Below are 21335 nucleotides of genomic sequence, written 5' to 3'. Positions count from 1 at the left end.
AGATGTTGACCCCCGAGGAGCTTCAGGCCGAGCTTGATGGGATTCCCGACCCCCCTGATGTGTCTGACCTTCTGGATGGATCAGGCGTTGTTGAGACCTTCAACAATGTCCCCTGCGACCAGATCGACTGTGAGTACGTGGCTGGCCTGCTGGACCAGGTGCAAACCTGGCTTGATGATGCCAAGGATCGAATGACTGAGCTGGACGACTACACGACCCGCGATGATCTTGAGCGCATCCGAAACGAAGCACAGCTGGGCCAGCGTGATGCGGAACAAGCTGGAGACGACGAAGCCTCTTCCGCCTACCAGGCCATCGTCGATGCAGCCAACAACAAGCTCCAACTTGCCAATGATCGCTACAATGATTTGGCGCCCCAACGCAGCATCGAAGCTGAGACCAAAGGGCTCCTGCAGTCCACGCATACCCATTGCTGTGTTGAATCGCGTTGGTACCACAACTACATCAATTAATTTTCGCCTGCCATTGCCCTGAGCGTCAGTTCTGAATCAGTGGCCCATGCGTTTTTTCACCAATCTCCGCCCTCAGACCGCTGAGATCTACGCCGACAGCGGTTACGTCTCTTCGGCCTGGCTGCTCTCCAGTCACCGAACAACCCCACAGACCCTCGAGCTGGCCGCAGACGTGCGCCAAGACGGCGCTGACCTGATGGCCGACAATGGCACCAAACCACTGATCGATCTCGTCATCGACGAGTTCGCAGAAACCGCCGGATCGATCCTCTCCACCTACCGATCCATCCGCAAGGAAAGTGGCGAACCATCAATGAGCAGCATGCCCAAGGCTGTGCGCCTACCGGCAAAGATGTTCGCCCTGGAGGTTGCCCGCTTCATCGACACCTTGCATCAGGGTCGTGACTGGGCCGCCGTGATCGATGAGCAGATGGCGATGGATCCCACCCATCTGATCGCCCCAGAGGATTTCTGCATTGGTTGCCTGATGGGCCTGGGCATCGATCGCACGATGACCGGCTGGTCGATCGACAAGTTCAGGCAGCGCAATCGCATCAGCCTGAATGGCTGGATGGCGATGATCTCCGATCCCCGTGCACGGGATCGGCACGTCTATGTGACCCTGGCGGCGGCTGATTACTTCACAGCCAAGGCAGCTGGACGGATGGCCGCTGAAGAGGGTGCCAGCAATGTGGCGGTGGGTTTTGCCGGACTGAACAACCTCCAGACCGGCACCCAGTGGACGTCACTGGCAGCACGCCGGAAGCTCTCTCAACCCACAGCCACGCGCTATGTGAAGTTGGCAGAGATTCTGTTCGGCATCCGCGATGGCTTTCGCGACGCTGGCGTTCGGTTGCAGCGTTTTCACGGCCTCGGCCTGGGCTCGCGGGCGCAGTACTGCGCTCTGCCGGCGATCCTTGATCCCCACACGGAAATCTCGGTTGATGCCACCAGCCCCCTGCACGATGCCGTGAGGGGCCGGGTGCTCTATCAGGCCCCCGCCCAGGGAAGGAGTCGGCGGGTCGACTGGATCGCCCAGCAGGTGGTCGAGGGAGAGAACAATCCCATCGATGGGTTCTTCCCGAGGCGTGCCCGTGATCGCCATGGTCATGACCCTGCGGGCGCCCGTCGCTGGTGGCTCGGGGCGCGCCGTCCGGAGATCGGGCTTGCTGATCTGTTGCCCGATCAGCCCCTGGCGGGCTCCCTGGGTTGGCTGGCCAGCGGGCCGGGTTCCTCAACGACGGCGGTGACCAGTGACTGGATCGGACACAACCACGCCGTGTGCGATGAACTGGCAGGACTGGTTCCCGCTGAGCAGCGCAGCAGCTGGGCCCGTGACCAGATCCAACGCCTGATCTCCACCCAGGGATTCACGCTGAGGCGGGCAGCCCAGACCTGGCTTGAACTGCTGACGTTCCACTCGCCCTCCCTGTCCGGCCACGACCCACCCCAGCAGGACAACTGATCAGGTCTCGCGCCCAGAACGCGTCTCCAGCGTCGGTTCAGGTCAGCAGCAGTTGATCGAGGAAACTGCCCCAGCTCAGGCCACCGCCTGTGGTGCCGAAGATCCGCTGGCGCTCCTCCTCCAGGAGGCGGGGTTGGCCGACGCTCACCAGCAGCCGGTCCAGCTCGGCTGGGTCGAGCTCGGTATTGCCGTCGACATCCACCGGTTGCAGATAGGTGAGCAGCCGTGCGCGCCCCTCCTGCAGGCGGCGGAGCCGCAGCATCAGTTCAGCGAATTCCACGTGATCCACCCGGCCGTCGCCATTGAGATCCATGCGCTTCAGAATCCCCTTGATCAGCAGGAAGCGTTGTCGGCTGGCGGCATCGGCGCGATTCGACGGCTGGCGCTGCATCAGACCCGTGGCGAGTTCAGCCACGCTGAGGCTGCCGTTGCCGTCCTTGTCGAGCTCCTCGAACAGGCTCTGGAGTTGCTGGCGGTGGGCAGCCTCCGCGCCTGGCATCAGCACCGCCTTCGGCTCACCGCAGACGGCCTGACGAAGCCGGCGACGAAAATCATTCAGCAGCGACCTGGCGACCCTGAAGCGCTGACGGTGTTCCTCGGGGGTGTGCACCGAATGCAGCGCCACCGGCAGGAGGGAGGGAAGGACCGGGCGCATCACCACCATCGTGGCCATGGTGGCCAGCACAAAGGGGAAGGTGAGCACGGGCAGCTGAGCTGTGGCCAGGACCTGGCTCAGAGCCGGCGTCACCAGGCTCGCGCCCGCTGCCGCAAGCAGAGCGATCAACAGGCTGCCTCGGGTCGTGGCGTAGAAAATGCCGCCGATCGCGATGGCGGTGAGCACACCGTTGTAACTGCCCAGACCCAGGGCCACCGAAGCGGGCGCCATGCCGATCGCCAGGGCCGTGAGGCTGGAGACCAGACCACCGGCCAGGCCGAGAAGGGCGGCCAGGGGGCTGGCGGCGGCGACGGCCACCAGCACGATCAGACCACTGGGCAGGGATGGGCAGAGAAACACCTGCCCGAAGCCCCGCACCACCCCCAGCAGCAGACCGGCGCCACCTGGATCCTGGGCCGTGGCTGGAGTCGCCACCATCAGGCCCAGGGCCGGATGGCTGACGGCCATCACGAGGGAGAGCAGCAACCAGGTGATCAGGCAGAACGGCAGGGTGAGGGGTGGCACGCCGAGACGCCTGACCAGCCAACCTCCCAGGCCCTCAACCAGCAGCGTGGTGAGCGCCGCGCCAGCCGCCACCAACAGCAACCAGGCCACCAGGCTGAGGGGGCGATCCAAGGCGGCGAAGGCGGCTGCGGCACTGCCCACCAGCGCTCCATTGAAGCCGTAGATGCCATTGAGCCGTGCACCGCGATCAGCACCGATCAGCCGGGATGTGAGGGTCGCCGTGGCGATCCCCAGCACCGAGAAGATCCCCATGGCGGGTGATTGCCACAGAAGTGCCAGCAGCAGCAGCAGGCCACTGATCGGGTTGTTGATGAAGATCACCTGCCCCAGGCTGCGCAGGGTGCAGGTCAGGGTCACAGCGGCTGGATGCCCATCCCACAGTGCAACGAGCTGCGGCAAGGTGCCCGCCGTGGGCAGCCATGGCCTCTGCGCCGGCGCCTCGGGGGAATCCACGAAGCGGGCCAGCAGATCGAAAGCCTGGGCCTGGTCTGTTCCTTCGGACTGGGGCATGGGGGAGAGGACAGGCTTGATCTACAGCCTCTGATCGAGGACCGTTAGCACGGACTTGTAGATCCCCAGCGACACCTCCGCAAGAGTATTGAGGCTGTCGAGATGAGGGTTGATCTCGCAGATTTCCCAGCACACCACTCGCTGATCGCTCAGCAGGATCCGCAGGAGGCGGCGGCGTGTCGGTGCCTTTGCAGATGGTGGCGTCGAGGCTGTCGCCATCGAAGCTGACGTAGAGCAGATGACAGCCAGCCAGGTTCCGGCAAGACCTCCAGAGGCCGAGGGTGCTGGAGTCGGAGGTGTTGATGGCGTGCTGGCGGTTGTCGTGGGCATCGATCCAGACCACCCCGATGCGGCTGAGGTAGCCATTGGCATTGCTGTCAACCAACGCGAACAGCTCGCGATGATTCGCCATCAGGTCGAAGGTGGGCTGTCTCAGGGCCCACTCGGCAAAGCCGCTGAAACTCAGGCGTCCCTGCTCCTGCACCAGCGATCGTAGGTCTGCTGCGCCTTCCTCATCAATCACATCAGCCATGTTGGCCAGGGCCCGATCCACCTGACTGGAAGAGATCAAGCCCTGCTCACCCCCTTCAAACTGCCGGTAAAGACGGCGCAGATCTTCACTCTGAAGATCGGGGCGAAGCAAGCTGCACTCGTCCTGACTCGCCACGAACCGCCCGACGGACAAAGCTCCTCAGGCCACCTCGATGTCTGCGTGTCTTCGGCCATCATGACGACAGAGTGAATCGCCATAGCCTCCAGCGAGATCACCTGCCGAACCCTGCCAACCGCCACCTGGTCGTTGCTGATTCGCTGATCTTCCATGAAGGTGTCCGGGGTGTCTGTCCTGCTCAGAACTGACGAAGTTCCCTGCGCATCTTGAGGGGATGATGATCAGACTGCCGCAGGTTGAAGATCAGGATCGAACTGGCGACCGGCAACAGAGTGATCGCCGCCACGACCCCCCAGGGAATGGCCTTCTGAACTTTCCCGTCGATGATCCTGTGGGCCCGGCCTGCTCCTGCTGGTCAGTCTGTGGGGCCTGTAGAGCCAGTAGAGGGGGCTACGGCGGGACTGCTGTCCCTGGGCTAGTTGTGGAAAGGTTTCCGGCATCCGATGCCTCCTCTGTTTGCCTGCACCAGTTGCGGCGTTCAGATCGAACGCTCTGCCCGCAGCTACGTCCAACAAAAGGGCCGGGTGCTCTGCTCCACCTGCAGGGACAGGCTCGACAACGCCACGCCTCAGCCACCCCTGGCAATCCCGGATCACCCAGCTGAGCATCAGCGTCCAGGCGGCTGAACCAACCATCCGCAGAACCAGGAGGATCGCTCCAGCGCAAATGGCCGCGGGGGACCAAGGGGGCCTTGCGATGGCCCGCCTCCGCTGGCATCAAGCGCTGCAGCTGACCCGGGCGCTGGCGATCGCGGCTTCGCCACGCCTGTGGATCTCGCGGGCGTAGTCGGTCCAGGTGCCCTGGCCCCAGTAGCGGAAACAGCTGGTTTCCAGCAGCAGCAGGTGGAGCAGGGCCTGCTGATAGTGAGGGGTCAGGGTCACCCCGGGATCCTGGGCCACCAGGGGATCGAACACCTGGTGAAAACGGGCGCTGAGGGCGTTCATCGGCTCCAGCACGTTGGCGTAGCCCTCCACCCAGCTGAGGTCGTTGGTCCAGGAGGCGCCGGCCATCGAGAAGGAGGGATCGCTGGCCTGGAGGTCGGCGATGGCCGCTGCCGTGGCGTCCGGGGTGGCTTCCGGGGAGGGCAGGCTGCCGAGCCGTTGCCACAGTTTGTGTTGGTGGATCCCCTGAATCCTCGGGAAATCCCCTGAATCCACACCGGAATCTTCCAGCAACTCAAGATATTCCGTGCCGTTGATCGCCACCGTTCCCGGATCATCCCCCTTGGCGGCGATGGTGTGATGAGCCTGGATGAAGGCCGACGGGAACTCATTCATCATCACACCGCCGTTTTCACCGTCGGCAATCTGGGAGACGAGCGATGGAACCGTGGCGGCACCCAGCGGTTGCCGAGCGAGGCCAAGAGCTTCGTGACAGGGCTGCATCTGGCCCACCAGCTTGGTGTCGGAGCCCTGGGTTTTGATCAGCGCTGTGATCGTGGCCGTATCACCGCGGGAGCTGTGCGCCACCAGCTGGTTGGGGACGACTTTCTGCTCCTGGCTGAGGCCTGCACCATCGAGATTTTCAACGCTGTGCTCCTGCACCAGCAGCCAGCGGTAGCCACACTCCCTGAGGGCCTTCACGAAGGCATAAAGCGTGTCGGGGTGGTTGGGCAGGTGCATCTCCGGTGGGGAGAATCCCTTCACCCGCTGCAGCGCCTCATGGCCGAAGAGGGCCGCGAACTGGTGCTGCCAGGCCAGGATCTGCAGCTTCAGGTCGGGAATGGGCGTGGAGGGCGCCACGGCATGGCTCCAGAAGGTGCCGAGCCATTCCACATGGGGTTGGAGGTTGGGATCGCAGGCAAGTGCCTGGAGGGCCTCGAGGATGTCGTGGCGGCCCATCTGCTGGATTCCCCAGAGCAGAGTTCCCGAATAATCGAGCATGATCCGAGGGTTGCAGCCTTCCTGAATCAGCTGGGGAATGATGTCAGCCAGGCGCCTGTAGCAGCGGGCAAAGGGTTCGGCATTGTGGTTGTCGCCCTCGCCAGGGTGCTCCAGCATGTATTGCAGGTGGGAGATGAGGGCACCGTTCACCCCGGCTGGAATCGTGGGCTGGTGCATGTGGAGCGCGCAGGCAAAGCCTGAGCGAATCCGCTCCAGGTTCAGATTGGTGTGCGGCAGTGCCACGGGGCCGGGCTGCTGAACCAGGGCGAGGATCTCGGCTTCGAAGCCGGCGATCGGCGGCAGGTCGTGGCTGCTCATGTCTGAATCCATGGGCCCATCATCGCGGCCGCTTCGGGCTGCTGGCTGGCGCCTGTGCAGTCTTTGTCACTGACGAGATCGGAGCTTCCGGCGAGATACTCCTAAGGTTTGATCCCTTGATTGCTCGTCCGGTGCGCACTCGTCCCCTCGCTCTGTCCGCCGTACTCCTTGCCCTGCCTGTGCTGAGCCCTGGCCCAGCACAGGCTCAGAAGCGGATTCCCAAACTGCCGGGATATGACCAGTGTCCGCTTGGTTATGTGAATGACCTGAAGCAGCATTGCAATTCGCCCATCTATTACGAAGTGAAGCCCACCTACGGAAAGCCCTGTGATTCGGGATGGATGAACATCGGGGCGGGCTACTGCAAGAAAAAGACCCTGGGAATTTTCTGATCCGCCGGCAAGGTGACAGGCCTGGCTGGCACAACGCGACCGCTTTGCATTGCCCGCTGACCTGTGGGGTGACGTGGCCCAACCGAATCTGTCTGTCGACCTGATGGTCGAGGCCATGCGCGAGGGCGTTCTGCTCGATGGCCAGGCCTGAAGCGCTGCAGTGTCTGGAGAAGACCTTGTGGCCGAAGGCTTCTGCGTAGGCGAAGCCTTCTCGAAGAGAAGCAGTGGGCCTGGCTGCACCACCTCGGCAGCACGCCACCCTCGACGCACGACATCTCCCGCTTGCTGTTGCTCGTGCAGGAGGCCGGCATCGAGATCAAACCTCTCCTACCCCTCAGGCCGCCCGCAACCGTCAAGCTCCACCGCTTCCGGGACGATCCAGCAGTCTGCCGCTCACATACTTATGAAGGACACTGCTGATCAGGGTCTGGTAGGGAATCCCCTCCTGCAGGGCTCGGGCGCGCAAGGCGCCCAGATCTTCGCTGGTGAGGCGAATGTTGATGCGCTGATCCTTGGTTTGGGTGACCCTGGCGGAGGATTCCAGGCGGGAGCGCTCGGCGGCCGTGGCCACCGAACGGAGCGTGCCCGCTTCGAAGGCCTCCAGGATCTCCTGCTCTTCGTGATCAAGGGTGTTCATGGTGGGTCTCCTGGGCGGTAGGCGATGGTGGCTTTGCGGCTGGGAATGATGGTTTCGAGAAAGAGGTGATCGTCGGCCTCGGCAAACGGCACCAGATGGGCATAGCCGGAGATCAGAACGACAAGAATGCGCTGGCCTGGGTATCGGGCTTGGTTCGGATGCTCAACGATGTCGAGCAGATCACCGGATTCGATAGCGACCACCACGGCCTCGAAGGGAACGCCTCGCTGAACCTGAAGGACCTCGTTCTTGCCTGAGCTCCAGCGAAAGGGCTTCATCGAAACACCTTAGGCTCGTGTGTGCCTTTTGTCATCAGCCTTGTGGAGGGCTGGGGCAAAACGCCAGCACCCGGAGCCGGATTGGCTGCAGCCGCCACGCGCCCACGCCAGAAGGATTCCCAGCGGGGGCGCCAGCATCACTCCATGGCCTCCAGCCCCTCTGCCGCCTTCCTTCGCCTGCGGGCGTTCATCGCCGAGCGGAAGGCGCATGAACAGCCCCACCCCGGTCCAGGTCATCGCCCGCCAGATCCTGGGAAGCGCACTGATGTTCCCAGTGGTCAAGATCAGCAACCTGGCGGGAATTCCGCGCAGCAGATGACTCTGGATGAAATCAGCATCCTTGCTGAACACCACGCGTCCGTCGTGGTCTGCGATGGAGGAGATTGTTTTGTCTGAGCTGCGATTACCTTCGGGAAGATCAAGGGTATGAAGAACATCACAGCCCATGGGTTCCAGCTGGCCCTTGAGGGCTGGCGGCAGCTGGGCTTCCAGCAGGATCTTCATGCAGGCAGTAGTTCAACCCTCTGAACACAGGCCAGTTGTGCCGCGTACTGAAGTGCCGCGGTGATGTCTGCGGCTTCGAGATCGGGATAATCGGCCAAGATCTCAGCCGCGCTCATGCCGGCGGCCAACAGGTCGAACAGCATCTCCACAGAATAACGCAACCCACGGATCGTTGGTTTCCCGTGACACACCTCTGGATTGAGGGTGATCCGGCTGAGCTGGTCTCCCATGGTGCTCCCTGGCCATCCCCACGCCAGGCGGCACCAGCGCTCTCGGCCTTGAAACGGCTGGGGGGATGCCATGGCGACGGAGTCGCTCTTCCACCAGTGCCAACCCCGTCACAAACCAGCCACTCACCACCCCCTCCGCGACTACATCGCCGAGCGGATGTGCATGAGCCCCATCGACCAACCGCTGATGCTCGTGGAGTTGCTGGGCCGGCGCAGCCACGCCCTCAAAAATCAAAGCTGCCGGTCAGGTCTTCGATCGAGCGTCACCTGGCGTCCGATGGCTCAAACGACAAACCCAAGGATCTGCCCCACAATCGCCAACACCTCTTCCAGCTGGGAGTCCTGCAGTCGCCCGATCGGATGCGGGCGAGCGCCCCTGGCGCGCCAGTCGAAGGATTTGAGTTGCTGGCACAGCACATAGCTGTGGCTGTCCGGCCGATCGGGGATGGGGCCCAGGTCCACAGCAAGGGTGGAACCACACTTGTAGGGCGCTGACTTCATGGCGCAGCCCACCACCAGGCCCACGGTGCTGTGGAAGGAAGCTGTGGACAAGACGGCAAAGGGATGGTGATCCTTCATCTCGCGACCAGCCTGGGGGTTGTGGTCGATCCAGATCACGTCGCCGCGATCGGGCACCCAGCCCTGGATCCCTCGGCGGGGACTCACTCGATGACCTCAGCACCGAGCGGCCTGAACGCCAGAGCCTCGATGGGTCCGCCAGCCATGGGCTCGTAGGCCGCCAGCCGTTCTGCCAGAGACAGGCGTCGCTGCACCGACCTGATCATCACGCCTCCCTCCACAACGGAGAGTTCCACGGCCTGACCCTCCTGCAGCTGAGCCTCCCGGGCAATGGCTGCAGGCAGGCGAATGCCAAGGCTGTTGCCCCAGCGGCGCAGGGCCTGGCGCGAAGGGGTGGCGGCCATGGAAATCAGGCGTATAGACAGAAGTATAGACGTCTCAGGTGGCTGGAGCGCCAGCATCACTCCATGGCCTCCAGCCCCTCTGCTGCCTTCCTTCGCCTGCGGGCGTTCATCGCCGAGCAGGGCCTGGGATCCGCCTGCTGGGCCAGGTGCTCACCGGCAACGACATAACCCGCTGCGAGAAGGGCACCGTCGCGCTGGTGGGCGGCAAGGAGCTGAGCGACGCAGAGGGCAGGGTCCACCGGCAGCGCCCCATCTGGGGTCGGTGAAGCATGTCAGCCATGGGCGCCACCGCCACCTCACCCAGCGAGGGACTCACTGTAGGAACGGTCAGAGGGGAGCAAAGGGACTGGAGAGATGGATGCCATGGCGAATGAGCGACGTGGCGCCGCTTCATCAGTTCTCCAACAGGTCTTGAACCGCAAGGATCAGGCCGGGCAGGGACTGCTCACAAATGACAAGCACTTGTTCAACATCAAGATCAAAATACTGATGAGCGATGACACCGCGAAACCCCATTGCTCCTTTCCAGTCGATATGGGGATAACGATTCTGCAAGAGGCCAGGATACAGACGCTCCAAACGCTTCAGAGATTCACCGGCTGCGAGGAACTACATACAGATCACATCCAGAGCATCTTCACCTTCCTCCTGATCCAATAACTCAGGACTGGCAATCAGAGACTGGGATTTGCGCTGGGCACGCTTGAGTGCGCTCAGGAGGCTCAGCAGGACATCCCTCTGGTCCTCAGTCACGCCGTGAGCCCCTCCTGCTCAATTCCCTTTCGGAGGGTTGGGGCCATGCGATCCCGCAGGCGCACCAGATCGACGGGGCACTGCATCAGCTCTTCCAGCTCCTGTTTCAAGTGCACCAGGGCGTAGGGCGTGAGCGGGTCAAGCTGGACCCAGACATCGAGATCGCTGTCTGGGCGGGCATCGCCGCGGGCAACGGAGCCGAACAGGCCAAGCTCCACCACATGGAAACGGCGATGCCAGTCCGGCTGGCGCTGACGGAGGCCGTTGAGCACCTCTTCGGCCGTGAGAGGGGATAACGGTGCTGTCCGGATCATGGGTCCATTGTGCTGGCCCTGTGGGCAACGTACCAATGCCACTCCCATCACACCCCGCCAGGATGCCTCCATGCCCCCGCCACCGCACGGCGATCAGCGGCTCGATCAACTACCGGGGCTCACTCGCGCCAGAGGCCGCTGCGAGTGCTGCGGGGCGCATGAGCACCAGCGGGCCCTGGAGGTGGACCACATCATCCCCAAAAATCAGGGCAGCTCCAACGCCATCAGCAACCTGCAGGCCCTCTGCTTCCGCTGCAATGCCGGCAAGCGATGCCAAGCGAGGCGGACTGTGTGTTCTGCGCGTTGGAGCTCATCACCGGGCGGAGGGTTGGGATCGCTGAGCACATCCGAAACTCAATGCCTGGCAGTGGCCAGTGAGCAGACGGCGATCAGATCCTGATCACCAATCGCTCGGAGGCTGCTGATTGAAAGCGTCAACAGCGATTGGGTGCGTCCCGATGCGGCGACAAACTCAACCTCGACATTTTCAGGATCGTGAATAGCGACGACAGCACCGAGATCCCCCAACTGCAGACCAGCATCAGGTATGTCGTGGGTGAGAGCAACTGTCTGGTGCAAGACGAACATGACTTACTCCGGAAATGCGGTGACGAGCCTTGGCTGACTGGAATGATCGGGGATCAGCCAGACCGTTCTGAATGGTCTGGATGCTCCGTTGGGGCCTTTCAAAGTAGCACTGATGACAACTTTCATCCCATAGGCGCTCATCTCGATCTGCTTAACCGACCCAGACTGCCCATGGTGGAGCAGATCATCACGAAGTCGTATCCAGGATTCAGCGGTGTAGCCGAGGGAACGAAATACCCTGGCCTTGAAGCGACCGACGGGATGCGTGTCAGAAAGCAGGTAGTCGCAGATCTTGGCGTCGTCATCGAGTGCGTGGTCTGCATGGGGGAGCATTCGTGGGCCAGGGTGATCGCCGGGGCTTCTCCTCCACCAGTGCCACCCCCGTCACCCCCCGCCAGCATCAAGCCATGTCCCCGCCCCCTCCGCCACGTACCAGCGCCTGCGCGAGACCATCGCCGAACGCAGGACGTGGCCCGCCGGATCCTGGGGAGCGCATGGTGGGCAAGGTGCTCACCGGCAACGGCATCAGTGCCCCAAGCCGATGGGCAGGCACACTCTGATGTGGTGACCAGGCGTCAGCGGCTCTGAAGCCTGCGGTCCGAGGGAGCGGCCCCATGGCCCAGTCTTCACAGGTCAAGGCTGCCAATCAGCTCTTCGATCGAGCAGCCCAGCTGGCTGGCCACGTCCTTGAGGATCTGCCGCAAGGTGCCGACCCTGAGAGGCTTGTGGGCAGGAATCGTGAGGTGCTGATGCTGGCCATCAGAGCTTCGGCTCAGCCGCATGTGACTGCCTGTCTGCCGCGTCAGCACGTAGCCATGGCGCCGCAGACGCTCGGCCAGGAGCTGGCCGTTGACGTCCCGCGGAATCCTCACAGGGCCAGCAGTTCCTGTCTGACGTGATGGAGGCGGATCAGGGGCGGCGCCTCGCCGGGATCGAAATGGCAGACGACGGCGTCGCGAATCTCCCGGTGGAGGTCCTCCAGCGTGTCGGCTTCCGCATGGATGGCGGCGCCGGCGGCACTGGCCCGGTAGGAGCCGTCCTCCGCTTCCTCGACCACGAAAAGGATTTCCTGCATGGCGCCCTCCGATAGCACCAGTCTTGCAGTGGTGGGGGGGATGCTGCCTCTGGCCGGGCCAACGGACTGGGGCGGCACAGCCACGCCTGGTGCAGGGTTGGCTGCAGCCACGGCGCGCCCACGCCGGAGGAGATCCCCCCAGCGGCAATGGCCTGACGGGCCGCCCAAACCCAAACCTGGCTCGGACGCCCGGGAGCCGCCAGCATCCCCCATGCCCCCGCCCCCCTCCGCCACCTACCAGCGGCTGCGGCAGTACATCGTCGAACGCATGCGCATGAGCCCCATCGACCTACCACTGATGCTCATGGAACTCCTGGGCCGCCGCAGCCCGGCCCCGGCGCAGGACGTGGCCCGCCGGATCCTGGGGAGCGCACGGTGGGCAAGGTTCACCTTCAACGGCATCACCCGCTGCGAGAAGGGCACCTACGCCCTGGTGGGCGGTGAGGAGTTGAGCGACGCCGAGCGCGACCAGCTGCTGGCACTGAACCGCAAGCCCTCCTCACGCCATTGACTGGATTGGCTCGATCGTCGGCAGCACGCTTTCCAGGGCCTGCTTTGCCAGCTTCAGATCGTGGCTCCCTTGCATCCGCAGCCAGAAGCCCTCGCTCAGGCCGAAGAAACGGCACAGGCGCAGATCGGTGTCGGCAGTGATGGCCCGTTTGCCCTTCACGATCGCGTTGATGCGGCTCTCCGGCACACCGATCGCCAGCGCCAATCGGTACTGGCTGATTCCCATGGGCCGCAGGAACTCCTCCAGCAGCACCTCGCCAGGTGGCACGAGCATCACGTCAGTGGACGTCAACGATCTCGACCTCTTCTGGCCCGGCGTCCGTCCAGACAAAGCAGAGCCGGAACTGGTCGTTGATGCACCGTTTTCTGAGACAGGCCCTTTGCTGGCCATGGCGGTTCCCCCTGAGCGGCTCCAGGCGATTGTCCGGAGGGATCTGCAGATCGTTGAGGCATCTGGTGGCGTCGAGGATGGCGAGCTTGCGGAACGCCACCCGAGCGAAGCCTCGGAAGCGGCGGCCTGGCTTGCCTGTGTTCCGCGCCAGTACTGGCCTGCCGGCACCAGGATGCAGCCATGCCCCCTCAGCACTCCGCCGCCAACGGGAATGGCTAGATCCACCAGAATGGTGAGCATGAGCACCCCGGTTGCGCCGCCGATCGATGCGCGCCTGCAGGCGATGGCTGAGGTCATCCATGGCGTTATCCCGGGCTCAGAGGTACGCCTGTTCGGATCCAGGGCAAAGGGCACCGCCGGACCTGACTCGGATATCGATCTGCTGATCACTGCCCCGGATGCCTGGCTGGAAGGGCGCAACCGCTTCGAGGTGCTCAATCACCTCTGGGGGCTGCTGGCGCGAGCGGATGTGTCGCTGGATCTGCTGCTGTACTCCGAGCGGGAGTGTGAGGAACGCCGCCAGTGGCGTAGCCACGTGATCGGCAGGGCGTTGCGGGAGGGGCGGTTGCTGGATGGTGCTCTCTGAGCCTGAAGGCCTGCTGCGGATCGCCATCGCCGATCTGGATGCGCCTGGGGGTTCTGGCGGGCCCAGGCGGTGGAGGATGCTCAGCGGAGGATCTTCCTCGCGTCCTTGAGCAGCAGAAGCAGTTGCTGCTGACATAGTGGCGATGCGCTGAAACCGAACCGGGTGTAGAAGCGCGCCGCGTCTTCGTCGATGGGGTGGGTCAGGATCGCTCGAATTCCGGCCTGCTCGGCGATCACCAGCGTCCGACGGATCGCGTCCTGAAGCATCCCGACACCAAGGCCACGTCCATGGTTCTCCCGTGACACGGCGAGCCTGGCCAGGATGACCACGGGCAGCGGAAATCGCCCCATGCCCTGACGGATGCGCTCTGGCGCCTCCACCGTGTCGACCTGGCCCACGGTGAGGCTGAAATAGCCGGCAACGCGGTTCTCCTCCTCAGCGACCACGAACGTTCGGGCCGAGCCACCGGTCTGGCCCTGGCGGGCATGGTGAATCAGCCAGTGATTCAATGTGGGCTTGCCGCAGTCAAAGCCTTCCAGCCGGTGCTGGACGGCCAGCGGCTCCGGCGGCCGCCAGGTCACTGGGCGTCCCAGGGTGCCTGCCTGGTGAACAGATCACGCAGACCCTCGTTGGTCTGTTCGGGGCGGTCCAGCAGATCGATCAGGGCCTGGGCCTGGGAGCCCGAGACCATGAACAGGCGCTGATCGAGGAGCGTCTGCTCAGCAGCGAGGCAGGCGCTGTCGAGGATGAAGTCGGTGAGCGACTTGTGGGTCACCTCGGCGGCACGACGCAGCACGGCTTCCTGTTCCGGAGTGGCGCGCAGGCCGAGCCGGGCTGAGCGCGCAGGAGGCGAAGCTCCGATGGCAGCCATGGCGAACCATCTCCCACTTGAGGTGATGGAAAATGTTAGTACAAACGACGCACGCGAGGGTGTCCCGCAAGGCGTGGCTGTGGGCATGGCGGAGTGCATGGCATCGCCGCAGGGCTTCCCCTCCACCAGTGCCACCCCCCGTCACACCCCGCCAGGATGCCCCCATGCCCCCGCCCCCCTCCGCCACCTGCCAGCGCCTGCAGCACACCATCGCCGAACGCATGCGCATGAGCCACGTCTACTAACCGTTGATGCTCATGGAGCTGCTCGGCCGCCGCAGCCCGGCCCCGGCGCAGGATGTGGCCCGGCGGATCCTGGGACGCGCATGGTGGGCAAGGTGCTCACCGGCAACGGCATCACCCACTGCGAGAGGGGCGCCTATGCCCTGGTGGGCGGCGACGAGCTGAGCGACGCCGAGCGCGACCAGCTGCTGCAGCTCTGCCGCCAGCGCCTCGATGCGTTCCGCCAACAGCGCGGCGAGGGGGTGTTTGCCCACCGCAGCCACCACCGCACCCCGATCAGCGGCTCGATCAAGTACCGGGTGCTCACCCGCGCCAGGGGCCGCTGCGAGTGCTGCGGCGCCCATGAACACCAGCGAGCCCTGGAGGTGGATCACATCGTGCCCAGAAACCACGGCGGCTCCGACGACCTCAGCAACCTGCAGGCGCTCTGCTTCCGCTGCAATGCCGGCAAGCGCGACACCGACTCCACCGACTTCCGCGGTCTGCAGGCCAGCTACGCCAGGCGCGAGGCGGGCTGTGTGTTCTGCGCGCTGGAGGGCAGCGGCCGGGTGCTGCTGGAGAACGAGCTGGCGCTGTGCATCGCCGATGCCTACCCGGTGACGCCGGGCCACAGTCTGGTGATCCCCCGGCGCCATGTGGCCGACGGGCTGGCGCTGCACCAGCCGGAGTGGAACGCCGTGGTGGAGCTGGTTCATTCGATGCAGATCTGATGAGATCAGCTGGCGGGAATCTCATGACATCGGACAACAACGTCGGATTGAACTTCAAGCACCCGATTAACCATGTCAGGGTCACGGCTCTGGTTGATCAGCTGCAAGGCTGACTGGACCCTGAGCCATTGCTCTTCCGCATTCAAACCAGCTTCCCTGAGAGCGATCACGCCTGGGTGAACTTCCATGGCGGCGGCCAATCGCATGAAATCCCCCACGTTCACCGTGACCACAATCTGATCCCGAGCCATTGCATGGGCGAAGACATCCTCATCCGCAGCGCCAGCAAGACCGACATGCACGGCAGCCTCTGCTGGAATTCCCATGTCACAGGCCCAACGGGCGAGACGAGGGCTGAGGTTTTCGTCGATCAACAGCCTCAAGGGATGGGCCTTCAGCCGCGCTGCAGGGTGAGAGGTTGGCGGGGACGGCCTGGAGGCTTCGGCAGGCGGGCCTGGATCTGGGCGTAGTCGAGGGCCTGCCTGCTGAGCTGGGGAAAGTCGGCCTCCAGGTCGGTGCGGCTCACGCCGGAGCGCAGCTGCTCCACAACCACGGCGACTGGAATTCGGGTGCCCCGAAACACAGGTTGCCCCGAGCAGATGGCTGGATTGCTCTCCACCAGGGCATGGGGCCGCCTGAGGAGCCGATAGCGATACCGGACCTCCCGGCTCACGCTGCTGAGATCGAAGCTGAAGGACACCGCACCGGTTTTGCGCAGTTCACCGTGACCACGGGACCATTCACCCAGAGCGACCTGACCCGGGGGTGAGTCCACAGGCAACCGCTGAGTCTTCTCGGTGAGGACACGGAACACCTGACGCTTCTGAACAGGCGAAAGCTGAAGGCCCTCGGCACTCAGGGCGCTGACCACCTGGAAGTAGAGCAGCTCACGAAAGCCCAGGCGCAGCGGTGCTGCGGAGGAATGCGATTCGGGCGGGGCCAGCACACGGCGGTATTCCTGACTCAGCAGACGGGCATCGGTTCCGAGCAGGGCGGCCCCTGTGGCGGCGGTGAGGGCTGGGGGCATCGCAAAAACCATGTTTCAGGCTGAATCATAGTAAGGGAGCTGAGGTTGGTGTCCTGGTGGACGGGGTGGGAGGCCATTGCCAAAAGGAGATGGTTCCTCAATGGGCAAGTGCCACCCCTGTCACCCCCCAGTCCCCACCTGCCCCCCCCAGCGCCCGCGCAGGACGTGGCCCGGCGGATCCTGGAAGCGCAAGGTGGGTGGCGAGGAGGTGCCTGAAACCCCCGCTACCCTGAAATCATCTGGCTACCGGCCCTGCCGGCACGGCGCGTGGTGAATGACCTGCTGACGCTGCCCTTGGCACAGCGGCTGGAGTTGGTCCAGACCCTATGGGATTCCATTGCTGCAGAGCAGATCGGACCGGAACTCTCGGAAGCCGACCGCCAGGTGATCGATCAGCGGTTGGAGCAGTTCCTGGCAAGCGGGGATCCCGGCCTGGATGCCGACGCCGTGCTGAACGCTCTGGAGCAGTCCCTCTGATCGCAGCCCGTTGGTACGAAGCCCAGGAGCCGGGCCTGGGGCGGAGTTTTTTGCAAGAGGTGCGTCAGACCTTCCACCGCATCCGAAGCAACCCAGAGGCCTATGCCGAGGGCTATCGAAACACCCGCCGTGCACTGATCCGGCGCTTCATCGTTGTGCTGGCGGTTCTGCATTGCGGCCGCGACCCAACACTCTGGCGGCAGCGCTCCAGCACGTGAGCCCCCATGCCCCCGCCCCCCTCCGCCACCTACCAGCGCCTGCGCGACTACATCGCCGAACGCATGCGCATGAGCCACGTCTACCAACCGTTGATGCTCATGGAGCTGCTCGGCCGCCGAAGCCCGGCCCCGGCGCAGGACGTGGCCCGCCGGATCCTGGGGGAAGACGTGACCCAGATCGAGTACTACACCGAACGCGTGAAGCGCATGGTGGGCAAGGTGCTCACCGGCAACGGCATCACCCGCTGCGAGAAGGGCACCTACGCCCTGGTGGGCGGCGACGAGCTGAGCGACGCCGAACGCGACCAGCTGCTGCAGCTCTGCCGCCAGCGCCTCGATGCCTTCCGAGAGCAGCGCGGCGAAGAGGTGTTCGCCCACCGCAGCCGCCACCGCACGCCGATCAGCGGCTCGATCAAGTACCGGGTGCTCACCCGCGCCAGGGGCCGCTGCGAGTGCTGCGGCGCCCATGAGCACCAAAGGGCCCTGGAGGTGGACCACATCGTGCCCAGGAACCAGGGCGGCTCTGACGACCTCAGCAACTTGCAGGCCCTCTGCTTCCGCTGCAATGCCGGCAAGCGCGACACCGACACCACCGACTTCCGCGGCGTGCAGGCCAGCTACGCTCTGCGCGACGCGGGCTGTGTGTTCTGCGCGCTGGAGGGCAGCGGCCGGGTGCTGCTGAACTGGCCACAGCCTGGTGATCCCGCGGCGCCATGTGGCCGACGGGCTGGCGCTGCACCAGCCGGAGTGGAACGCCGCGGTGGAGCTGCTGAAGCTGCGGCGGGAGCAGCTCAGCGCCCAGGACCCCACGATCAGCGGCTGGAATGTGGGGCTGAACTCAGGCGAGGCAGCGGGGCAGACGGTGTTTCATGCGCCCTGGCATCTGATTCCGAGGCGGGAGGAGGATTGCGAGGAGCCGCGGGGTGGGGTGCGGGGGGTGATTCCGGCGCATCAGAGCTACTGAGGACACCCCTCACAACCTCAGCTACAACAAAGAAAGCGCCAGGCCTGATCCGTGCCCTCCTACTGGTGCGTCAACCACAAGCAGACCTACCGTCAGGAGACCGACGGCGGCTACGTCTGGTCGCCCAAGGCCAATGCCAACGGCGCCCGCAACGTGACCTATGACAACCTCACCCCTGCCAGCGCGGGGATGTGGTGTTCAGCTACGCCAATGGGCGCATCAGCCAGATCGGTCTGGTGGAAACGACAGCGGTCACGGCGCAGAAGCCGCCGGAGTTTGGCGCCGCGGGCGACAACTGGAGCCAGGAGGGCTGGCTGGTGCGGGTGAACTGGCAGCCGCTGCGCCAGGCCCTGGTGCCGCAAACCCATTTCGAGCTGATCCAGCCACTGCTGCCGGAGCGCCACAGCCCGATCAGCACCAGCACGGGCCGGGGCAACCAGGGGGTGTACCTGGCGGGGCTGAGCGAAACGCTGGGCCTGCTGCTGCTGAAGCTGATCGAAGACCATGCCGAACCCGCGGTGCGGGTGCACCTGGTGGTGCTGGCGGAAGAGGGCGACTACACCGCTGCCCTGCTCGATGACATGCAGCGGTTGCGGGAGGTGCCGAGCAGCACCGAACGCGATGCGCTCACCAAGGCGCGGCTGGGGCAGGGGTTGTTCCGCCATCGGGTGGTCGAACGGGAACCGGCCTGCCGCGTCACGGGGTTGGCGCGGCAGCAGTTCCTGGTGGCGAGCCACATCAAGCCCTGGCGCGACTGCGACAACCGTGAGCGGCTCGATGGCGCCAACGGCCTGCTGCTCTCCCCCCATGTGGACAAACTGTTCGACCGCAACTGGATCAGCTTCGATTCCAGAGGACAGCTGATCTGTGAGCACGAGGCGGCCCGGGAGGCATTGCGCTGCTGGGGGATCGAGGGGGCGAACCTGATCCGACCGTTCAGCCGGGAGCAGGAGCAGTTTCTGAGTGCCCATCGGGAGGTACTGCGCCGATGATCGTTGGTCAATCGGGAAGGCCCCCGGACAGGAAGCGCCGGACGAACACTGCCAGCTCCATTGGACCGCAGCGGGGATGCCAGGAACTGCTGGCAGGAAGACGCCGCCAGGCCTGCACCAGCAGCTGGGGATCGGGGCCGGGGAGCAGCTGCACCCGATAGCGGTACTCGGCATCGGCGGTCTCCTCGGAGTTCTCGATCTGCGCCGCCCTGGGCTGGGATCTCAGGAAAGTGACAAGGAGGGAAGCGGGATCGGAGGACTCCCGCTTGGACTCCGCAAAACGCCAGGCGGCGCCGGTGGGGTAGCCGACGTGGTAGAGATAAAGGTGGCGTACCGGGACGCCGGGAAAGTCTTTGAACGAGAAGGCAGCGCGGGTGGCCAAGGGGGTGGCACGGCTGCAAGGGCATGTGCCACCAGCGCATCAAGGCTGAAGCTTCCGCTCGCCACGCGGATAGGTCAAACAACGCTAAAAATGAGCAAGTTGATTGTTCTAGAAGCGAGGCAGTGTGAGCCTGGAGCCACTGCTCAAGAAATACCGGAATGAGCCACCAAATTCTTAATCTGACTGAGCAGGCGTTGATCACCAGCTTCGCAGTGGCGTCGAAGCATGCGAAAGACGGCAGCCTTGAGAAAAGCCCGGTCTTGCATTCCACATGCGGCTAAGCACTCCTCGTAACGCCGCAGAGCATCTACGATCTCTACATCAGAGTCTATCTCTAGCCGAGCAGAGCGGACCCAGCTCCCAAAGATGCCGAGCCAGCTGGGAAACGACGGGTTTAAATGATCTCGGCAGTAGCGTTCTCGAACTTTGAAGACCTCGTCCCAGGTCGCCAAGGCTGGCGTATCGGGCACGAAGCAGATAGCCCACTTTGGCGTATACTCAGATTCACCGTGGAAGGGTTCACTGTCGTCCAACAGAACTTGGACCCTAAAATGGCTATAGGGATCAATGGCCGGACGACGTGTCCCATCATCACGCCAGATAATATCGGTCGTCAGCTTATATCTCGAATTGCACTTATTGCCCATTGGCACGAGGATTCTTAGATTTGCGGCAGCGAAAGGATAAATGCTTTTTGCGAGATAGTGATCCAAGGCTTCGCGAGGCGCTCCTGGCGCATCCATGTATTCGACCCCACAAAAGGGACAGACGTGATCCTGGGTTGTTTCGTAGATGCCAATATAGTGTGAATCACGTACACCCAGATCAGTTAGCCGATCGAATGCGAAGTCAAATAGTTCTTTGACTGGCTTATGAACGATCTTTGGCAGTTCGGCAAGCCTGGCGCAGTTACATCTTCCGATTAGCAGATCAGATAATCGGTTCTGGTCTGTTACAGCTTCAAGAATACGGGCTCTGTTGGCTTTCGAGAACCTGCGAACAGTCCTATCGTAATTTGCCAGGCGATCTCGAAAGCCTGTCCTTGCACTCAGCCTTTCTCGATGCGCAACTGGCAGAATAGCGGGCCAGCCTGGATAGCATCTTCCGGCATCAACAGTATCATGGATGCTCCTATTCACTTCGCACAGACATTCATGAAGCCAATTGTCATTCGTTGCCGCAATGGGATAGCCAAACAGCAATGTTAGTTGCCCTCCTTCTGCGAGATCTGCCAAAGATGATCCATTAGGAACACCTTCTCCACTGAGTCTCCCAGCCTTGCGATACCAGCTTTGACTTCAGGTTACCTCGAATAATCAGTAATTTACAGGGGCTTTGCGGACACAAAGAAGCCGCCGAAGAGGCGGCAAAGCAAGGGAATCTTTTCTCAACCATTGACGAGATTGCTCGGACTATGGGAGCTTCTCCGGCGGATTCATGCAACAACTGCTATATGGGAAGAGCGCTGGAGATAACGAAGAAAGTTGAAGGTAAGGTTCTTGAGGCCCCACCAAGCTTCATTCCTTTCTAGCCCAATCTTTCTTGTCAGCTTTCCACCCATGGAAATAGTCATGCAGCCGAAGACATGCTCCACGCAAGCTCTGATTGACGACTTGACACGATTCAGTTCCCTGGCTGCGTCGCTGAGCGGATGATTGCGAGCTCCTTTTTCGTGGATCAGACTCTCGAAGCCACCGAGACTCAGAAGATCCTCAAAGCATTCACCTGAATAAGCTGAGTCTGCCCAGACATAGTCATGTTCGTTTTCTGGA

General features: G+C 63.3%; 36 protein-coding genes and 1 pseudogene. 14 read left to right on the top strand and 23 right to left on the bottom strand.

Features of this window, described 5'->3' with window-relative positions; genetic code table 11:
* The first annotated feature begins 2 nt into the window (after positions 1 to 2).
* On the top strand, positions 3 to 473 hold the full coding sequence (locus tag FPZ61_RS00180) for a hypothetical protein (protein ID WP_185464351.1): 471 nt from the start codon (positions 3 to 5) through the stop codon (positions 471 to 473).
* A gap of 46 nt (positions 474 to 519) precedes the next feature.
* Positions 520 to 1938 carry a hypothetical protein gene (locus tag FPZ61_RS00175; RefSeq protein WP_185464352.1) on the top strand — a complete coding sequence of 473 codons (1419 nt, stop codon included), beginning with the start codon at positions 520 to 522 and terminating at the stop codon, positions 1936 to 1938.
* A 37-nt stretch (positions 1939 to 1975) separates the two neighbouring features.
* Here FPZ61_RS00175 and FPZ61_RS00170 read toward each other — a convergent pair whose 3' ends face one another.
* Positions 1976 to 3628, bottom strand: coding sequence for an urea transporter (locus FPZ61_RS00170; protein ID WP_185464353.1), 1653 nt, complete (start codon positions 3626 to 3628; stop codon positions 1976 to 1978).
* Between the two features lie 238 nt (positions 3629 to 3866).
* Between FPZ61_RS00170 and FPZ61_RS00165 the strand changes: the two genes are divergently transcribed.
* Positions 3867 to 4124 carry a hypothetical protein gene (locus FPZ61_RS00165; RefSeq protein WP_185464354.1) on the top strand — a complete coding sequence of 86 codons (258 nt, stop codon included), beginning with the start codon at positions 3867 to 3869 and terminating at the stop codon, positions 4122 to 4124.
* A gap of 890 nt (positions 4125 to 5014) precedes the next feature.
* Here FPZ61_RS00165 and FPZ61_RS00160 read toward each other — a convergent pair.
* Positions 5015 to 6499 carry a glycosyl hydrolase family 57 gene (locus tag FPZ61_RS00160; RefSeq protein ID WP_255441222.1) on the bottom strand — a complete coding sequence of 495 codons (1485 nt, stop codon included), beginning with the start codon at positions 6497 to 6499 and terminating at the stop codon, positions 5015 to 5017.
* A 131-nt stretch (positions 6500 to 6630) separates the two neighbouring features.
* Here FPZ61_RS00160 and FPZ61_RS00155 point away from each other — a divergent pair, with 131 nt between their 5' ends.
* A complete protein-coding gene (locus FPZ61_RS00155; RefSeq protein ID WP_185464425.1) occupies positions 6631 to 6891 on the top strand; it encodes a hypothetical protein in 261 nt (86 codons plus the stop codon).
* Between the two features lie 352 nt (positions 6892 to 7243).
* On the opposite strand, the gene FPZ61_RS00150 is transcribed toward FPZ61_RS00155, so the two are convergent.
* The gene (locus FPZ61_RS00150; RefSeq protein WP_185464356.1) at positions 7244 to 7528 is read right to left on the bottom strand and encodes a hypothetical protein; all 285 of its coding nucleotides are present in this window, start codon (positions 7526 to 7528) and stop codon (positions 7244 to 7246) included.
* 65 nt (positions 7529 to 7593) lie between these two features.
* On the opposite strand from FPZ61_RS00150, the gene FPZ61_RS00145 reads away from it, so the two are divergent.
* The gene (locus FPZ61_RS00145; RefSeq protein ID WP_185474708.1) at positions 7594 to 7785 is read left to right on the top strand and encodes a hypothetical protein; all 192 of its coding nucleotides are present in this window, start codon (positions 7594 to 7596) and stop codon (positions 7783 to 7785) included.
* A 30-nt stretch (positions 7786 to 7815) separates the two neighbouring features.
* On the opposite strand, the gene FPZ61_RS00140 is transcribed toward FPZ61_RS00145, so the two are convergent.
* From FPZ61_RS00140 to FPZ61_RS00110, 7 genes are all read right to left on the bottom strand, one after another.
* Positions 7816 to 8253: a DUF5615 family PIN-like protein gene (locus FPZ61_RS00140; RefSeq protein ID WP_255441220.1), complete on the bottom strand. Its 438-nt coding sequence runs from the start codon at positions 8251 to 8253 to the stop codon at positions 7816 to 7818.
* Positions 8254 to 8306: 53 nt separating this feature from the next.
* Positions 8307 to 8540 carry a DUF433 domain-containing protein gene (locus tag FPZ61_RS00135; protein WP_185464359.1) on the bottom strand — a complete coding sequence of 78 codons (234 nt, stop codon included), beginning with the start codon at positions 8538 to 8540 and terminating at the stop codon, positions 8307 to 8309.
* A gap of 282 nt (positions 8541 to 8822) precedes the next feature.
* Complete coding sequence (locus FPZ61_RS00130; protein ID WP_185464360.1) at positions 8823 to 9206, bottom strand: type II toxin-antitoxin system PemK/MazF family toxin; 384 nt, start codon at positions 9204 to 9206, stop codon at positions 8823 to 8825.
* A complete protein-coding gene (locus tag FPZ61_RS00125; RefSeq protein WP_185464361.1) occupies positions 9203 to 9463 on the bottom strand; it encodes an AbrB/MazE/SpoVT family DNA-binding domain-containing protein in 261 nt (86 codons plus the stop codon). Before FPZ61_RS00125 ends, FPZ61_RS00130 begins: the two co-directional genes overlap by 4 nt.
* A gap of 56 nt (positions 9464 to 9519) precedes the next feature.
* Positions 9520 to 9702 (bottom strand): hypothetical protein, encoded by a 183-nt coding sequence (locus FPZ61_RS00120; RefSeq protein WP_185464362.1) that lies wholly within the window; start codon positions 9700 to 9702, stop codon positions 9520 to 9522.
* Between the two features lie 154 nt (positions 9703 to 9856).
* On the bottom strand, positions 9857 to 10042 hold the full coding sequence (locus tag FPZ61_RS00115) for a DUF86 domain-containing protein (RefSeq protein ID WP_185464363.1): 186 nt from the start codon (positions 10040 to 10042) through the stop codon (positions 9857 to 9859).
* A 170-nt stretch (positions 10043 to 10212) separates the two neighbouring features.
* On the bottom strand, positions 10213 to 10530 hold the full coding sequence (locus FPZ61_RS00110; RefSeq protein ID WP_185464364.1) for a nucleotidyltransferase family protein: 318 nt from the start codon (positions 10528 to 10530) through the stop codon (positions 10213 to 10215).
* Here FPZ61_RS00110 and FPZ61_RS15270 point away from each other — a divergent pair.
* The gene (locus FPZ61_RS15270; RefSeq protein ID WP_370594253.1) at positions 10529 to 10930 is read left to right on the top strand and encodes an HNH endonuclease; all 402 of its coding nucleotides are present in this window, start codon (positions 10529 to 10531) and stop codon (positions 10928 to 10930) included. The genes FPZ61_RS00110 and FPZ61_RS15270 overlap by 2 nt on opposite strands.
* On the opposite strand, the gene FPZ61_RS00100 is transcribed toward FPZ61_RS15270, so the two are convergent.
* The 4 genes from FPZ61_RS00100 to FPZ61_RS00085 form a co-directional block, all read right to left on the bottom strand.
* Positions 10885 to 11118 carry a DUF4926 domain-containing protein gene (locus FPZ61_RS00100; protein ID WP_185464365.1) on the bottom strand — a complete coding sequence of 78 codons (234 nt, stop codon included), beginning with the start codon at positions 11116 to 11118 and terminating at the stop codon, positions 10885 to 10887. The two genes, FPZ61_RS15270 and FPZ61_RS00100, sit on opposite strands and share 46 nt — an antisense overlap.
* A 3-nt stretch (positions 11119 to 11121) precedes the next feature.
* A complete protein-coding gene (locus FPZ61_RS00095; protein WP_185464366.1) occupies positions 11122 to 11451 on the bottom strand; it encodes a DUF6883 domain-containing protein in 330 nt (109 codons plus the stop codon).
* A 293-nt stretch (positions 11452 to 11744) separates the two neighbouring features.
* Entirely contained in the window at positions 11745 to 11990 is a 246-nt protein-coding gene (locus FPZ61_RS15385; RefSeq protein ID WP_185464368.1) for a type II toxin-antitoxin system HicA family toxin, read from the bottom strand.
* Positions 11987 to 12211: a 2-oxoisovalerate dehydrogenase gene (locus tag FPZ61_RS00085; protein ID WP_370594252.1), complete on the bottom strand. Its 225-nt coding sequence runs from the start codon at positions 12209 to 12211 to the stop codon at positions 11987 to 11989. Before FPZ61_RS00085 ends, FPZ61_RS15385 begins: the two co-directional genes overlap by 4 nt.
* Before the next feature lie 193 nt (positions 12212 to 12404).
* Here FPZ61_RS00085 and FPZ61_RS00080 point away from each other — a divergent pair, with 193 nt between their 5' ends.
* A complete protein-coding gene (locus FPZ61_RS00080) occupies positions 12405 to 12704 on the top strand; it encodes a hypothetical protein (protein ID WP_185464370.1) in 300 nt (99 codons plus the stop codon).
* Here FPZ61_RS00080 and FPZ61_RS00075 read toward each other — a convergent pair.
* On the bottom strand, positions 12693 to 12956 hold the full coding sequence (locus FPZ61_RS00075; RefSeq protein WP_370593316.1) for a HigA family addiction module antitoxin: 264 nt from the start codon (positions 12954 to 12956) through the stop codon (positions 12693 to 12695). The genes FPZ61_RS00080 and FPZ61_RS00075 overlap by 12 nt on opposite strands.
* A gap of 25 nt (positions 12957 to 12981) precedes the next feature.
* Complete coding sequence (locus tag FPZ61_RS15380) at positions 12982 to 13194, bottom strand: type II toxin-antitoxin system RelE/ParE family toxin (RefSeq protein WP_370593317.1); 213 nt, start codon at positions 13192 to 13194, stop codon at positions 12982 to 12984.
* A 138-nt stretch (positions 13195 to 13332) separates the two neighbouring features.
* On the opposite strand from FPZ61_RS15380, the gene FPZ61_RS00065 reads away from it, so the two are divergent.
* Entirely contained in the window at positions 13333 to 13680 is a 348-nt protein-coding gene (locus tag FPZ61_RS00065) for a nucleotidyltransferase domain-containing protein (protein WP_255441219.1), read from the top strand.
* 80 nt (positions 13681 to 13760) lie between these two features.
* On the opposite strand, the gene FPZ61_RS00060 is transcribed toward FPZ61_RS00065, so the two are convergent.
* Positions 13761 to 14261 (bottom strand): GNAT family N-acetyltransferase, encoded by a 501-nt coding sequence (locus tag FPZ61_RS00060; protein WP_185464374.1) that lies wholly within the window; start codon positions 14259 to 14261, stop codon positions 13761 to 13763.
* Positions 14258 to 14551: a DUF1778 domain-containing protein gene (locus tag FPZ61_RS00055; protein WP_185464375.1), complete on the bottom strand. Its 294-nt coding sequence runs from the start codon at positions 14549 to 14551 to the stop codon at positions 14258 to 14260. The genes FPZ61_RS00060 and FPZ61_RS00055 overlap by 4 nt, the downstream gene beginning before the upstream one ends.
* 325 nt (positions 14552 to 14876) lie before the next feature.
* On the opposite strand from FPZ61_RS00055, the gene FPZ61_RS00050 reads away from it, so the two are divergent.
* Positions 14877 to 15503, top strand: a complete 627-nt coding sequence (locus FPZ61_RS00050; protein WP_185464376.1) for an HNH endonuclease — start codon at positions 14877 to 14879, stop codon at positions 15501 to 15503.
* A 5-nt stretch (positions 15504 to 15508) separates the two neighbouring features.
* Here the strand turns inward: FPZ61_RS00050 and FPZ61_RS00045 are convergent, their stop codons facing one another.
* Positions 15509 to 15877, bottom strand: a complete 369-nt coding sequence (locus tag FPZ61_RS00045; protein WP_185464377.1) for a DUF5615 family PIN-like protein — start codon at positions 15875 to 15877, stop codon at positions 15509 to 15511.
* 20 nt (positions 15878 to 15897) lie between these two features.
* Positions 15898 to 16530: a DUF433 domain-containing protein gene (locus tag FPZ61_RS00040; protein WP_185464378.1), complete on the bottom strand. Its 633-nt coding sequence runs from the start codon at positions 16528 to 16530 to the stop codon at positions 15898 to 15900.
* A 270-nt stretch (positions 16531 to 16800) separates the two neighbouring features.
* On the opposite strand from FPZ61_RS00040, the gene FPZ61_RS00035 reads away from it, so the two are divergent.
* From FPZ61_RS00035 to FPZ61_RS15815, 5 genes and pseudogenes are all read left to right on the top strand, one after another.
* Positions 16801 to 17007, top strand: coding sequence for an addiction module protein (locus FPZ61_RS00035; RefSeq protein WP_221629683.1), 207 nt, complete (start codon positions 16801 to 16803; stop codon positions 17005 to 17007).
* Positions 17008 to 17066: 59 nt separating this feature from the next.
* On the top strand, positions 17067 to 17225 hold the full coding sequence (locus tag FPZ61_RS00030; RefSeq protein ID WP_221629682.1) for a hypothetical protein: 159 nt from the start codon (positions 17067 to 17069) through the stop codon (positions 17223 to 17225).
* A 6-nt stretch (positions 17226 to 17231) separates the two neighbouring features.
* Positions 17232 to 17747 (top strand): annotated as a pseudogene (locus FPZ61_RS15825) (HNH endonuclease); the annotation flags it as partial.
* Positions 17748 to 17922: 175 nt separating this feature from the next.
* The gene (locus FPZ61_RS15820; protein WP_370594257.1) at positions 17923 to 18189 is read left to right on the top strand and encodes an HIT family protein; all 267 of its coding nucleotides are present in this window, start codon (positions 17923 to 17925) and stop codon (positions 18187 to 18189) included.
* 194 nt (positions 18190 to 18383) lie between these two features.
* Complete coding sequence (locus tag FPZ61_RS15815; protein ID WP_185464380.1) at positions 18384 to 19181, top strand: HNH endonuclease; 798 nt, start codon at positions 18384 to 18386, stop codon at positions 19179 to 19181.
* A gap of 7 nt (positions 19182 to 19188) precedes the next feature.
* Here the strand turns inward: FPZ61_RS15815 and FPZ61_RS00015 are convergent, their stop codons facing one another.
* The 3 genes from FPZ61_RS00015 to FPZ61_RS00005 form a co-directional block, all read right to left on the bottom strand.
* Positions 19189 to 19563, bottom strand: coding sequence for a hypothetical protein (locus FPZ61_RS00015; protein WP_185464381.1), 375 nt, complete (start codon positions 19561 to 19563; stop codon positions 19189 to 19191).
* Positions 19564 to 19706: 143 nt separating this feature from the next.
* Entirely contained in the window at positions 19707 to 20306 is a 600-nt protein-coding gene (locus FPZ61_RS00010; protein WP_185474707.1) for a hypothetical protein, read from the bottom strand.
* A 692-nt stretch (positions 20307 to 20998) separates the two neighbouring features.
* A partial coding sequence (locus FPZ61_RS00005) for a transposase (RefSeq protein WP_185464383.1) occupies positions 20999 to 21335 on the bottom strand: 337 nt, incomplete at its 5' end.

It is taken from the genome of Synechococcus sp. BSA11S (assembly GCF_014224355.1).
Taxonomy (GTDB): Bacteria; Cyanobacteriota; Cyanobacteriia; order PCC-6307; family Cyanobiaceae; genus Regnicoccus_A.
The sequence above is the reverse complement of the archived record's forward strand: the minus strand, read 5'-3'. Positions and strand labels throughout refer to the sequence as shown.